Genomic DNA, 13,283 nt, shown 5'->3' with positions numbered 1-13,283 from the left:
CACCTAGTCCTCCCAATACAACTCATTCATCCCAGCCAATTCATCCTTGACCATCTCTACCAACTCCGGCGGCTCCAGTACCCGCGCACCTGCCCCGTAAAACAATACCCACCGCTTTACCTCATTTAGCCCTGGCACATCCATCCTCAACGTCACTGCTCCATCTGGATGCTCTTCCAGCACCTGGCTCGGATGCCAGCGCCGCTCCCGGATATAGGGCGCACTCCGCGCCTCAAACCAAATGGCGATCGCTCGCACTTCAGTTCCTACCTCATGCTGGAACATCCGGGCAAAATGAGCCTTCCGATCGAACTCTTCACTCACTTCAAACGTTTCTGTCAAAACAGAGAGCGATCGAATTCGATCCACCCGAAAATCTCGCACCGCCTGATTCTTATGACACCAGCCCGTGATATAAGGATTATTCCGTGCAAAATGCAATACATATGGATCGAGTTCTCGCTCCGACTCTGCATTTCGACCTGCCGTAAAATACGACATTTGTACCCGTCGTCGCTTCTGTATCGCCTTCTCTAACTCATGCCAAACGATCGGGTCTAGATCTAACTCTGCACCTACCCGAAATACCACATTCTCTTGCGCTAATTGCTGTAAATCCACCCAGGTCTGTTCTGGTAATCGTTCAGCTAGACGGGCGATCGCCGCTTTTAGATCCACCTGATAGGCTGACCCTGCATAGGCTTGCAACATATTTGCGCCCAATGTCAACGCAAATAATTCTCCCTGCGTTAACGGAATTGTCGGCAATCGCCAGTCTGAGTCCGAATAGTAATAGCCTTTCTGCCGACTAAACTCCAACGGAGCGTGATAGCGATCGCGCAAAAAAGCTAAATCAGTACGAATTGTTCTTTCACTGACCTCTAACGCATTAGCCAGATACTTGGCGGTCTGACGGTGTTCTGAACGCAGTAAAGAATCAAGTTGCAGTAACCGTTCTAGATGGCGAGACATAGGCTCTAAATCCACTACTCTAGGAACACTCTAGAGACCTTAGCCTGCAAAAACGCTTCCGGGTATGTCAGTACTACCTAGGTTTTTCTAAAGGATGTAGCTTTTTGTCTATATCAAAGGAAAAAATACATTAACTTTGAAATAGTACTACTCAAGAAATATTGTGTGACAGGGTTCGGAATACTTTCGCCTATCTACATAGTGTTCTGAACATTCTCTAGAACGATGTGAGTTGGAGTTAGCAGATGTGAAGGCATATCCCCTCGACCTGACGATCGGCGATCAGGAATTAATGGGTTCTGATAGTCCATCAGAATATGGGGAAGCAGCGAAAGGCTTTTCTGTATCGATTAACCTGAATGATCCGGCAAAAGCCGATCGCATTTTTCACGCCTTGGCAGCAAATGGAACCGTGCAAATGCCCTTCCAACAAACCTTCTGGGCTTACCGTTTCGGAATGCTAGTCGATCAATTTGGAACACCTTGGATGATTAACTGCGATCAAGCTGCCTAACCTTTTATTTTAGGGAATTCCCACAAATGGATGCTCCTGCTCTCAAACATTGAAAAACAAAAGGAGTCAACCATAAAAACTGAAGTACAAAAGGAACCATCAGTGGCTACAGAAACTTGTTGATAAGTGGGACTATGAAACCTGATTTTGTACTGGAGCAAGATGGATCTGAAAGTTTAGTAGCCTTAAATACTCCAGGTGATTATGTGCTGGTGCCGCGTGGAATCTGGCATACTGCCAAAGTTCACTCATCCAGTTCCCTAGCATTCATTACACCCGGTGAGGGGACTCAGTGCCGTTCTTCATAACAATTAATTCTGGAGTGTATGATGAGTTCTCCTGCACATACGATTCCCTGGCGTAGATTGAATCTTCCCGGACATGATAGTTGCTAAAGGTTTTTTACTAACTGAAGATAACTGTTTAGAAACAGCAGATTTAGATGTGTAACCGCTTGCTTCGGTAGAAAGCACTCTGGCTTGCATTAAACGCACATCTTGCAGTGCTGCTGAATCATAGCAAAGAATGAACTTTAATTTCACTAAAACAGCCTGACTTCAGTTCTTCTGCCAGATTTTCCCCGTCGATAAATTCTTGAATTAGATATTGATCATCCTCGTCTTCGAGAGCGTCTAGTAAAGTAGGAATTTGGTCATGCTGTCCTAATTCTTTGAGCCGCATGGCTTCCTGCTGAAACAGCGTTGTTTCCTTTTGAAGAAAAACCTGCTTAATGACACAAGAGGATCGATTAGGTTGACTGCAATCGATCGCCAAAAATGTTTTGCTAAAGCGGTTTTGTCCAATTACTCGCAGGGCAAGATAGCGGCTGTTTAGCAGTAGAGCAGTTCCACAAGCGTGACAAACTTCGGCGCGATCGAGATGATGCGGAGTGTGGCATCCAGAATTTAAACAATAGCTCATATTGTTACCTTTCTTTTAGCGGTAGAGGATAATTAGGGTGAACTTACTCTGTCATCCAGCAACGCCTGATCTTTTATAATTCGATCAGAGAACGGTTTAATTAATAGAACTAAACCCTTTCGTCCTACGACGTTCACGAAATCATTTTGATGAAGGGGAAAGGGATTCACTGCTTCTGCCGACCAATAAATCCCATGAAATTTAACACGACAACGTTCATTTTGACAGATAACTTTGTCTATAATAGCTTTGCCGCTATAGGGTGATCTCAATCTAGATTGATTCTCTAATACATACATAGCTCTTCTCCCTTCATGTAAATTTAAGTGTCAAATCTAATTCTTTTTTACTGTCAACAGAGTGCAGTCGTGGACGGGATCTTTTTTCAAAACCAGAGATAAACCTAAGTTTTCATCAGTAGCTCAATTCTTGAACTGTAAGCTCTGTAAGTCTTGCAGAACGTTCAAAAAACTGTCTGGAGTATTAATCTGAGAAAATACGGTAGCGTTTCGTTGCGCTCTACAGCAATTCGTAAGTTTATAAGTCAGCGACTAACCTTGCTTTGAAGCTTATAAGTCAGCGACTAACCTTGCTTTGAAGCGTAACAGAATTAAATGAGTGCAATGGTTCAGTATTTGGTTCAATCTTTAGCTCAGTTAAAACCACAGGTCAAGAACTCAAGAACCTAAGATTTCAAGGACGTGATCTAGATTGTAACGGCTTTGGAAATAGGTAAGGGAGTTGCAATTAAATAACGCCCCGAACCGCCCCCTAAATCCCCCATTCTGGGGGACTTTGACAGGTTCGGAAGTCCCTCAGAATGGGGGATTTAGGGGGCTGATAAGTCAATGCATCCCATTAGGGTTTTATTTTCACGCAACTCCCTAATGCTGCTTTCAGGCATGGTATTGCAATGCCCAAGTAATCGAGGTTGAGTTTATTGGAATAAACGTGATACCTTGTCGGATAATGAAGCATGGACTGACGGCATAACTTACATATTTACTCTGAAAGGATTGTAGTAAACATGTTTGATGAAAGTATTGTAGGAAATCTGTCTGGCTCCCTTAGAGCTTCTGCTAGAGGGCTAGAAATCATCGATCAACACAGGATAAAACGGGGTTGGAAACGTCAGGCTTCAATCTGGTATGAGACGGCGCTTACTACACTTGCAACTTTAAAACGATTCTGGCAAAGAGAACCAGTCAGTAGAGAATCTTTTGTTCGTCTCTGTGAAGCAGTCGGGGCACGTTGGCAGGACATCGTTGATCAAACAACTTTGAGTCCATTGGTTAAAGTGTGGGATGGTGTGCCTGATGTTTCAGTATTCTATGGACGAACGGCAGAACTTGCAAGTTTAACTCAATGGATGATTGGAGATACATCGACTCGTTGTCGTGTGATTGCGCTACTGGGGATGGGCGGAATCGGTAAAACGCTGTTAGTGGCTAAACTTGCTGAACAAATTCAGACTCATTTTGAGTGTCTAATTTGGCGATCTCTCCTTTCGACTGTCCCGGCTGGTATGTTTATCAATGAATTGATCCAGTTCCTTACAGATGATTCTGAACTCACTATTCCAGACTCCCTAGATAGTAAAATTTCCTGCCTCATTAATTGTCTCGAGCAACGTCGCTCCTTGCTGGTATTAGATCAACTTGAAACGATTTTAAGCAACGATGGCTTCGCTGGACAGTACCAAGAGGCTCACAAAGGCTACAGTGAGCTTTTGAGACGAGTTGGACAGGAGTCTCATAACAGTTGTTTAGTGCTCACTAGTCGAGAGAAAACTCCAGAGATCGCTCAATTAGAAGGTGTGAATCTGCCTGTTCGTTCCCTGCAACTGAAAGGTTTGGACGATGAGGCAGCCCGGAAACTTTTAAGAGCAAAAGGATTGACTGAAGAAACACAATGGGGAGGCTTGATTCAAATTTACCGAGGTAATCCAATCATGTTAAAAATGGTTGCTGCAACAATCGGAGATTCGTGGAATGGCAACGTTTCGGAATTTCTCAGGAATAGCGGCACAATTGTTACAGGAGACTTAAGACGTTTCATTGAGGTGCTGTTCAGCCGATTATCAAGCCTAGAGAAGCAGGTTACGATTCAGTTAGCATCGACAACGGAACCTATGTCTTTTCTGACCCTGCAACAGGCTTTAGAGCAGGTATCGCCGTCTAACTTGTATGAGTCAGTAGAATCGTTGGTCAGGCGATCGTTCCTTGAGAAAAGCAGTGCAGGGTTTACATTACCTCCTGTTGTAAGAGAATACATTAATTGTCAATTAGGAGAATAAAGTCAAAGGAAACGAGCATGAGCTATTGCATTAATCCTAAGTGTCTTCATCGCCAGAATCCAGATTTATTGGAGTTCTGTCAGTCTTGTGGAACCGCTCTGCTTATCCAAAATCGGTACCGGCTGATTCATCCCCTGCGAGAACTCGATGAACACAGTTACTCTGAAGTTTTCGAGGTTGACGATCAAGGTATTATTCGAGTTTTGAAGATTATCAGAAGTCCAAACTTGGTACAACTGTTTGAACGGGAAGTTAGAACTCTTCAACACCTTCAACACCCTGGTATTCCTCATGTTGAGCCGGATGGTTACTTTACCGTTGCCCTCAGCAACGACTCCCGGAAAACCCTGAAACTCCATTGTCTGGTCATGGAAAAAATTGATGGGCAGAATCTAGAGCAATGGTTAGCTCAACAAAAGCCGATTTCCCAAGATCTGGCAGTTGATTGGCTAAAGCAATTACTCGAAATCCTTAATCTGCTGCATCAAAACAAACTTTTCCATCGAGACATTAAGCTCTCCAACATCATGCTGCAACCTAATGGACAACTGGTTCTGATAGATTTCGGTTCAGTACGACAAATTACCAACACTTACCTGGCAAAAGTTGGCGGTGGACGCGATATTACAGGCATTGTGTCTCCTGGCTATACCTCTCTAGAACAAGCAAATGGTAAAGCTGTTCCACAGTCTGATTTCTATGCTCTAGGTCGTTCTTTGGTTCATTTAATGACGGGTAAACACCCCATCGATTTTCTAGAAAGTGCCAAGACAGGTACTTTAAAATGGCGAGACAGTGCTCCAGGCATTTCCTCGTGGTTCGCAAATTTAATTAACGATCTAATGTCTCCTTTCCCAGGGAACCGACCGCTGAACGCTCAAGAAATTCTAGAACGGTTGCAGAAAGATCGCTATCTTCTTTCTAATAATTTATTATTGTGTTTCAACATTGGGTTATCTATTCTCCTGATATTCACATGTTTGTCTGCGAGGAAGAATTGGGCAGAGTGGCAAGAGATGCAGAACCAATGTTCTAAAAGTGTCAGTTCCGTCAATCTGAGCGATCAGAATATTCCGTTAATCATTTGTCCAAAGTAATACTTAGCCACGCTGTTATCTCGTCATTTTTCAGCTTCTTTGATTAATCCGCGAGTATCCTTCGCCACATTACGCATCGTGTTCTCAACAATTTGTTGAGAATCTACAGCAGAGTATTTTGGGTCGGGAAAGGCTTCTTTCTTCAAAATCTTGCTAAGCGCCTCCTGCAATAATTGAGATACATCGTTGTAATTAGCGATCGCGGGACGTGACACCGATTGAGCAATCATTTTAGAAAAAGCAGGAAAGCTAGAATACTGTTGAACGAATGCTGGATCATTGAAGAGCGATCGCCGACTTGGTAAATAGCCCAAATCTAATGCAACTTGTCGTTGTACCTCTTGAGTGGCAAAAAACTGAATGACTTGCCGAGCTTCTTCAGGATGCTGAGAATTTTTGGTAATTCCGAACCCCCAGCCCCCTTGACAAGGAGTACTGCGCTGGTTGACATCATGAACGACAGAGGTGAACCCCACGTGACCTCTCAAGCGATCGTCTTCATTCAATCGCTTCCAAGCATAAGGCCAACTCCGTAGAAAAACGACTTCATCGTTCATAAACTTTTGCAGAGATTGGACTTCATCGTAAGTAATCACATCTGGAGGCGTAATTTTCTTCCTAATTGTGTCACGCAAAAACTTTGCTGCTTTCAGTGCAGGTTCTTGATCAAGACCTACATTGCCCTTTTCATCAATCCAAAAGCCACCATATCCTTCAAGTACTTCCAAAAATGTTGCGACTAATCCTTCATACTGGTTTCCTTGCCAAACGTAACCCCAATTTGCTAATTTGCTGGCTTTTAACTTTTGAGAAATTTCCTCCAGATCTTGAAAAGTTTGAGGAGGTTTAAGTCCTTGTTTCTCCAGCAAGTCTTTACGGTAGTAAAGTACGCCTGCTCCCGAATGAAAGGGAATCCGGTATAGTTTATTTTGGTATGTTCCAGCTTCAATGTCTGCCTTCAGAAATTGCTCTAACTCCTCAGGAGAAAAGAGATTAGACAAATCTGCTAGCCATCCTAAAGATGCAAAAATAGGCACCCAAATTGTATCCATGTAGACGAGATCGTAATAAGGGGAGGTTTTTTTTAATTCAGAATTTCTCAAATCTGAAGTATAGACTCCCCATCTTTGGTCAGTTGTTATCCCACCCCGATATAAACTAATCCGAATATTTGAGTGGTGCTTATGAAACTCTTTAACCAAAGATGACCACTGTTCCACCTCATCGGGAGGCACTACAAAAGCTACAGGAACAGGGGGGCGAGGTGTGAGCAACAGCACTAGCAGCAACACTATTTGAAAAATTGCAAGAAGCGCCCAAGGTCGTCGAACATTAAGCCGTCGAAAAAGCTTTTGTAATGGAAGCTGCAAATTGTCTCTCATGGGGGGTCTGAGGGCAACAAAGAGCAATCTTTTTAGACTGCCTGTATATCTTAGCTACCCTATTCTATCTATATAATGTCTGCGAACTAAGCCAATTTAAAAGCTGAGCTAAAAACTGAGCTAAAAACTGAGCTAAATTTCAGATGGGTGTAGGTCAAAGGAAGCAGAATCAGCATAAAATTGTCTCAAAATTCATTTAAACAATGATTAGTTGCTGACGTATGAAAAAACTTATGCCGTGTAGCAGAACTCTTTTAAATCTGTGGCGACGATCTAAATTATTTCGGGGTACTAGCTTGCTCGCGGTGTGCCTGCTGAGTAGTTTACTGGTGGCTATATCTGCAACATCGCAGCCAGTCATACTAACTTTTTTGATGAATGCACCCGAGGTTGAACCCTTAAGACCTATTATTCAGGAATTTGAGCAGCAAAATCCAGGAATTCGTCTCAATATGGTCGAAGGTCCACTTGCCTCAAATCTGATCGAAGATCTAAATACTTCAGCTTTTTTACTAGGAGACTCGCCTTACGATCTGATCAATCTAGATGTAACATGGACTTCCAAATTTGCCGCCGCTGGCTGGCTTAAAGATTTATCTAGTCTAATCTCTGATACAGAACTGACAGCGTTTTTACCCGCCGATATAGACGGTGGACGCTATAACGGTAAGATATATCGTTTACCTTGGCGTACAGATGCAGGAATGCTTTACTATCGCAAAGATCTCTTAGAACAAGCAGAACTGCAACCCCCAAAAACATTCACTGATCTTGTACAGGCTGCAACAATATTGCAAAAGAACAATGCAGTTCAATGGGGCTACGTTTGGCAAGGTCGACAGTATGAAGGTGTTGTTGCCATGTTTATGGAGGTGCTACAGGGTAACAACGGGTTTTGGATTAATTCTGAAACGAAAGAGGTTGGTTTGGATCAACCGCAAGCGATCGCCGCTCTTCAGTTTTTAGTCAATACCATTCAACAGGGCATCTCACCGAGCGGAGTGATTACCTATCAAGAAGACGAACCTCGTCGTTTATTTCAAAGCGGTAATACGCTTTTGATGCGCAATTGGCCTTACGCTTGGACGTTGCTGAATGCTGAAGATTCTCTGGTTAAGGGCAAAGTGGGAATCAAGCCTATGGTTCATGCTTCTGGCTATGACAGTGCTGCTTGTTTGGGAGGATGGGGATGGGGTATTTCTAGTACTACAAAGCACCCTCAAGAAGCTTGGAAAGCGGTGCAATTTCTCACCAGCGAAGCGGCTCAACGTCAGGTTGTCTTGAATACTGGCTATTTACCCAGCCGTCGAGTGCTTTATAACGATCCTCAAATATTAGAAAAATACAGCTTTTTCCCGATCATGCTACAAGTATTAGATAATGCAGTTTTGCGTCCTCCCATTGCTCAATATGCTCAAACCTCTGATATTTTGCAACGATATCTCAGTGCTGCCCTGTCAGGGCGAATGAGTTCACAAGCGGCTATGCAAGCCGCTGCAACCGAAACGCGATCGCTATTAAACAATGGCAATAAAGCCTAGATTAGACAATTAAGTCATCTTCTTTCCCTTGATTCTCTAGAACATAATGCGCTCACAAGAACGAATAATAGGTTGGGGATTACTCATTCCTGCCTTGCTGATTTTGTCACTGGTGTTTGCTTACCCGATTGGTCGAGCCTTCTGGCAGAGTTTGTTTACCCAAAATCTAGGAACTGAGTTAGAGCCTGTATTTTCAGGTTTGCACAACTTTGGACGGATGATCCAGGATGGAAGGTTTTGGCAGAGCCTATGGAACTCGATCGTCTTTACTGGAGCGTCGGTTATTTTAGAGTTGATTTTAGGAATGGGGATTGCTTTAGTCCTCAACCAATCCTTTCAAGGACGGGGCGTTGTCCGCACGATCGCCATATTGCCATGGGCATTACCTACCGCTCTAATTGCCTTAGCGTGGACGTGGATCTTCAATGATCAATACGGTATCGTTAATGATATCTTGCTTCGTTTAGGACTGATCAATGCAGGCGTTAACTGGTTGGGCGATCCAACACTGGCAATGATTTCAGTGATTGTAGCAGACGTGTGGAAAACAACACCGTTTATTAGTATTTTGTTGTTAGCAGGCTTACAGTCAATTTCCAACGATTTGTATGAGGCGCACGCTATTGATGGTGCAAGTTCTTGGCAAAGCTTTCATCAAATTACGCTGCCATTATTGGTGCCTCAAATTGTGATTGCTCTAGTATTTCGCTTTGCTCAGGCGTTTGGTAGCTTTGACCTGATTGCAGTGATGACAGGCGGCGGTCCCGGTGGGGCTACTGAGATGGTTTCTCTTTACATTTATACAACGGTGATGCGCTACCTGGATTTTGGTTATGGTGCAGCGTTGGTGGTTGTGACCTTTGTGCTGTTGATTGTGGTGGTGGCGATCGCTAATTTCTGTCTCAATCAATCTAAAATTAGGATATCTGGAGATCATCAATGACAACAGTTCCACGTGAGCAGACTAAACGACACTTCCCTCCTGCGATCGTTCACCAACTCCTCCAGCGAATTGTCTTACCACTGGCAATTCTTTTAACGGTGGTATTCTGTTTGACTCCAATACTTTGGCAATTACTAACTTCATTTAAAGTAAATGCTGATATTTCCAGTGTTCCTACCGTCTATATTCCCCATCGGTACACCCTTAGTCACTACGTCGAACTATTTTCGCGTCGTCCTTTAATTAACTACCTGCTCAACAGCGTTCTCGTCGCCACACTCTCAAGCATTCTTGCCCTAGGATTCGGTGCTCCTGCTGCCTATGCCTTGGCTCGTCTCAAACTCGAGGGTGAGAGCATAATTTTAGCAGCTATTCTCATCGTCACCTTATTTCCGCCTATTCTACTTTTTCTCGGGTTGCTAGAAGTCGTTCGATACTTGCACTTGGCTAATAATTACCTAGTTCTAATCATTCCTTACACTGCGATTAATCTACCTCTAACGATTCTAGTCATGCGGAGTTTCTTCCAAGATCTTCCCAAAGATCTAGAAGATGCTGCCAGGGTGGATGGCTACAGCACTGGGCGGATGTTGCTAGAAATCGTTTTACCCATGACAATTCCAGCGCTTGTTACAACAGGTATCCTCACATTTATTGCAGCCTGGAATGAATTCATTTTTGCTTTGACCTTTATTACACAAGAGTCTATGAAAACGATTCCAGTTGCAAGTGCACAACTCGCTGGTGCTTCACCTTTTGAAATTCCCTTTGGTCCAATTGCGGCTGCAACCGTTCTGGGCACCTTACCCTTAGTGGTGCTTGTGCTGTTCTTTCAACGTCGAATTGTGCAAGGTTTAACGGCAGGAGCAGTGAAGGGATAAAAGATTGGTGGTTCCTTTGGCTCTCCTGAAGGAAGAATAAAAGATCAAGCAGAAGAGGATGTGATGGATAAGAAACTTGAACTGATAAATTTGTCTAAGGCGTATACACCACAGATAGTTCCTGTTAAACAGATGAATCTGAGTGTGAGCCAAGGAGAATTTTTAACCTTATTAGGACCATCAGGATGCGGTAAGTCAACCATTTTACGATTGATTGCTGGATTAGAGCAGCCGACTAGCGGACAAATCATGATGAACCAACGCAACATCACTCGACTAAGACCTGGCGATCGTAATATTGCTATGGTTTTCCAAAGCTACGCGCTCTACCCGCACATGACTGTATATAACAACATTGCTTCCGGCTTAAAGCTGCAAAGAATTGCTGCAACAGAAATTAAACAACGGGTTAATGAAGTTGGGGATTTTTTAGGCTTACAGGTCTTAATGAACCGCAAACCGGGTCAGCTTTCGGGTGGACAACGGCAGCGTGTCGCTGTGGCACGAGCGTTAGTTCGTCGTCCTGATGTATTTTTGTTAGATGAACCCCTCAGCAACTTAGACGCTCTCTTGCGAGAACGTGTGCGGGCTGAGTTAAGGCAGTTGTTTGAGCAACAAAATGCGCCAGTGGTTTACGTGACTCATGATCAAACAGAGGCGATGACTCTTTCAACTAAAGTAGCAGTACTTGATAACGGATTCTTACAACAGCTTGATACGCCGGAACGCATCTATTCTCAACCTGCGAATCAATTTGTGGCAGGTTTCATTGGCAGCCCACAAATGAACTTTCTGAAGCTTCACCATGAAGGCAATACAGCACTTTTTGGCAATACTCGGATTCCTCTACCTCTTGACCTGACCCTCTCTACATCTTCTCAAGAGATTATCTTGGGTATCCGACCAGAACATCTTACCCTTGCAGCGTCTGAAGACCCACAAACTATCAAAGGTCAGGTGTTCTTGATTGAGAATCTGGGTATGCACAATTTACTCAGTGTACGAGTCCAAAATCCATTGGGAGAACCGAATACCTTGCGCGTCCTCCTGAGAGCGTCTGAAGGGATTAGCAGCGGTCAGACCATAATGCTGACACTGCCAACTCAATCGATTCATTGGTTTGATGGAGCAACGGGCGATCGCCTCTGAACCTCCATATAGAATCTTTTCGGATGAATTATCTACTTTTGTCAAACCTTCCCTTGCGCCAAGACAAGTTTGAGTACGGGAGGAAGAGGCGATCGCCCATTACTGCAAACTGTTTTTGATCAATATGAGTGAGCCGATCTCTACAGCAGCTGGACAAAGATTTTCGTCTCTCTGGTCTCTTCGACTAAAGTTTGGATCAACTCTTCGCAACTCGTTTTGAAGAGCAAAGACTGTAGCCCGCAATGAACCAGAAAACTGAACCAAATAATGAACCATTTTGCTGAGTTAGCTATGGCATCCTTAGAAATAAGTTAGGAGTTGTGCTCCAAAATGGTCGATTAATGTCGGCTTCGATCTTTGAGAATATTGCTGGAAATGCCCTGATGACTCTGGATGCTACCTGGGACGCTGCCCAACTAGCTGGCTTTGCAGACGACATTGCTGCGATGCCTATGGGAATGCACACAGTGTCGTGAAGGTGGCACCAATCTCTCTGGAGGGCAGCGACAACGACTGTTGATCGCTCGGGCGTTAGCTTTGAAACCCAAAATATTGCTATTTGATGAAGCCACCAGTGCGTTAGACAATAAAACTCAGGCGATTGTCAGTGCCAGTCTCGATCAATTACAGGTAACTCGCTTAGTGATTGCTCACCGACTCAGTACCATCCGCAATGCCGATCGCATTTACGTGTTGCAAGCTGGTCGGATTGTCCAGCAAGGAAGTTTTACAGAACTGAAAAATCAAGCGGGATTATTTGCTCAACTCATGGCTCGACAGATGGCATAGAGGACTTGAGCGTTACACAATAAAGATAAGAGCGTCGTCTAAGATAAGATCAAGGCACTTGAACAGCAATGACTCCATCCTCTCCCCGTTCACGGGCGATCGCTGGTTCCTGCTGGAGTGGAGCTTTGGATGCCGACTTGTCAACCCGACCTGACACCAAGCCAAGCTTTCTTGAACTCAGATCTATTCCATGAGCTTCAACCGATCAACAATTCTTAAGCGAGCAGAAAACGCCTGCAACAACTGCGCTGTTCAAGCGATCGCACAGCGCAGCACAGGAATGAGTCAGAAAACGATCTAAGAGAGTTGCGTGAAAATAAAATCCCAATGGGATGCATTGACTTATCAGCCCCCTTGCTCAGGGCTGCTCAGTTAGAGCACCTTCAGGCAGATAACCCGAATTTATATCTGTAATGCATCCCTAAAACTGGACATCCAAAAAGCCAGCTTTAGGCAAATTGATTTATTCTCCACATCATACATCAAGTCATTACATTTTCTATCTCTCCTTTACTCTTTTTACATTCTTTCCATTGATTCTCAAACTCTGTTGGCGTTAAATATCCTAACGACGAATGAATTCTCTTCGTGTAAACATCGTCTAAAAACTTGCCAATCTCTTGGTATGCCTCCTCAAAATTGTGATACTCTAATAATTCCACTTCCTCTTCTTGGTAATGTTCTAGACCTGTGGATTGGCAGTTAGATATCTAAGTCAAATTCATAGCGATTGATGAATAGTCCAATCACGGCATCATGAAGCCATTTAGATTTAGAGAAACAAATCGTTTTACGGGC

The 13,283-nt window shown here is 43.8% G+C and carries 12 protein-coding genes and 1 pseudogene; 9 read left to right on the top strand and 4 right to left on the bottom strand.

Annotation, left to right across the window (positions count from 1 at the left end):
* Window positions 1–3 precede the first annotated feature (3 nt).
* A complete protein-coding gene (locus KME11_20985; GenBank protein MBW4517687.1) occupies window positions 4–972 on the bottom strand; it encodes a transcriptional regulator in 969 nt (322 codons plus the stop codon).
* 292 nt (window positions 973–1,264) lie between these two features.
* Between KME11_20985 and KME11_20980 the strand changes: the two genes are divergently transcribed.
* Complete coding sequence (locus tag KME11_20980; GenBank protein MBW4517686.1) at window positions 1,265–1,486, top strand: hypothetical protein; 222 nt, start codon at window positions 1,265–1,267, stop codon at window positions 1,484–1,486.
* 134 nt (window positions 1,487–1,620) lie between these two features.
* A complete protein-coding gene (locus KME11_20975; GenBank protein MBW4517685.1) occupies window positions 1,621–1,794 on the top strand; it encodes a hypothetical protein in 174 nt (57 codons plus the stop codon).
* Window positions 1,795–1,999: 205 nt separating this feature from the next.
* Here the strand turns inward: KME11_20975 and KME11_20970 are convergent, their stop codons facing one another.
* Window positions 2,000–2,407, bottom strand: a complete 408-nt coding sequence (locus KME11_20970) for a protein kinase (protein MBW4517684.1) — start codon at window positions 2,405–2,407, stop codon at window positions 2,000–2,002.
* 1,027 nt (window positions 2,408–3,434) lie between these two features.
* On the opposite strand from KME11_20970, the gene KME11_20965 reads away from it, so the two are divergent.
* A complete protein-coding gene (locus KME11_20965) occupies window positions 3,435–4,703 on the top strand; it encodes an NACHT domain-containing protein (protein MBW4517683.1) in 1,269 nt (422 codons plus the stop codon).
* 17 nt (window positions 4,704–4,720) lie between these two features.
* Entirely contained in the window at window positions 4,721–5,800 is a 1,080-nt protein-coding gene (locus KME11_20960) for a serine/threonine protein kinase (protein MBW4517682.1), read from the top strand.
* Between the two features lie 23 nt (window positions 5,801–5,823).
* On the opposite strand, the gene KME11_20955 is transcribed toward KME11_20960, so the two are convergent.
* Window positions 5,824–7,182 (bottom strand): ABC transporter substrate-binding protein, encoded by a 1,359-nt coding sequence (locus KME11_20955; protein ID MBW4517681.1) that lies wholly within the window; start codon window positions 7,180–7,182, stop codon window positions 5,824–5,826.
* Window positions 7,183–7,403: 221 nt separating this feature from the next.
* On the opposite strand from KME11_20955, the gene KME11_20950 reads away from it, so the two are divergent.
* The 5 genes and pseudogenes from KME11_20950 (at window position 7,404) to KME11_20930 (ending at window position 12,485) form a co-directional block, all read left to right on the top strand.
* Window positions 7,404–8,723: an ABC transporter substrate-binding protein gene (locus KME11_20950; protein ID MBW4517680.1), complete on the top strand. Its 1,320-nt coding sequence runs from the start codon at window positions 7,404–7,406 to the stop codon at window positions 8,721–8,723.
* A 46-nt stretch (window positions 8,724–8,769) separates the two neighbouring features.
* A complete protein-coding gene (locus tag KME11_20945) occupies window positions 8,770–9,666 on the top strand; it encodes a sugar ABC transporter permease (protein ID MBW4517679.1) in 897 nt (298 codons plus the stop codon).
* Window positions 9,663–10,547, top strand: a complete 885-nt coding sequence (locus KME11_20940; protein ID MBW4517678.1) for a carbohydrate ABC transporter permease — start codon at window positions 9,663–9,665, stop codon at window positions 10,545–10,547. The genes KME11_20945 and KME11_20940 overlap by 4 nt, the downstream gene beginning before the upstream one ends.
* 63 nt (window positions 10,548–10,610) lie before the next feature.
* Window positions 10,611–11,696: an ABC transporter ATP-binding protein gene (locus KME11_20935; GenBank protein ID MBW4517677.1), complete on the top strand. Its 1,086-nt coding sequence runs from the start codon at window positions 10,611–10,613 to the stop codon at window positions 11,694–11,696.
* Between the two features lie 341 nt (window positions 11,697–12,037).
* Window positions 12,038–12,485: pseudogene (locus KME11_20930) on the top strand (ATP-binding cassette domain-containing protein).
* A gap of 702 nt (window positions 12,486–13,187) precedes the next feature.
* On the opposite strand, the gene KME11_20925 reads toward KME11_20930, so the two are convergent.
* Window positions 13,188–13,283: IS1 family transposase (locus tag KME11_20925; protein ID MBW4517676.1), on the bottom strand; the 96-nt coding region annotated here is incomplete at its 5' end.

The organism is Timaviella obliquedivisa GSE-PSE-MK23-08B (genome assembly GCA_019358855.1).
GTDB lineage: Bacteria > Cyanobacteriota > Cyanobacteriia > Elainellales > Elainellaceae > Timaviella > Timaviella obliquedivisa.
Note: the sequence above shows the minus strand (reverse complement) of the source record. Positions and strands in the feature narration are given on the sequence as shown.

What these genes read in the sequence shown, in the direction of transcription:
- KME11_20965 (MBW4517683.1), top strand. Translation starts at nt 3,435, where the DNA reads ATGTTTGATGAAAGTATTGTAGGAAATCTGTCTGGCTCCCTTAGAGCT.
- KME11_20970 (MBW4517684.1), bottom strand. Translation starts at nt 2,407, where the DNA reads ATGAGCTATTGTTTAAATTCTGGATGCCACACTCCGCATCATCTCGAT.
- KME11_20980 (MBW4517686.1), top strand. Translation starts at nt 1,265, where the DNA reads ATGGGTTCTGATAGTCCATCAGAATATGGGGAAGCAGCGAAAGGCTTT.
- KME11_20935 (MBW4517677.1), top strand. Translation starts at nt 10,611, where the DNA reads ATGGATAAGAAACTTGAACTGATAAATTTGTCTAAGGCGTATACACCA.
- KME11_20945 (MBW4517679.1), top strand. Translation starts at nt 8,770, where the DNA reads ATGCGCTCACAAGAACGAATAATAGGTTGGGGATTACTCATTCCTGCC.
- KME11_20940 (MBW4517678.1), top strand. Translation starts at nt 9,663, where the DNA reads ATGACAACAGTTCCACGTGAGCAGACTAAACGACACTTCCCTCCTGCG.
- KME11_20955 (MBW4517681.1), bottom strand. Translation starts at nt 7,182, where the DNA reads ATGAGAGACAATTTGCAGCTTCCATTACAAAAGCTTTTTCGACGGCTT.
- KME11_20975 (MBW4517685.1), top strand. Translation starts at nt 1,621, where the DNA reads ATGAAACCTGATTTTGTACTGGAGCAAGATGGATCTGAAAGTTTAGTA.
- KME11_20960 (MBW4517682.1), top strand. Translation starts at nt 4,721, where the DNA reads ATGAGCTATTGCATTAATCCTAAGTGTCTTCATCGCCAGAATCCAGAT.
- KME11_20950 (MBW4517680.1), top strand. Translation starts at nt 7,404, where the DNA reads ATGAAAAAACTTATGCCGTGTAGCAGAACTCTTTTAAATCTGTGGCGA.
- KME11_20985 (MBW4517687.1), bottom strand. Translation starts at nt 972, where the DNA reads ATGTCTCGCCATCTAGAACGGTTACTGCAACTTGATTCTTTACTGCGT.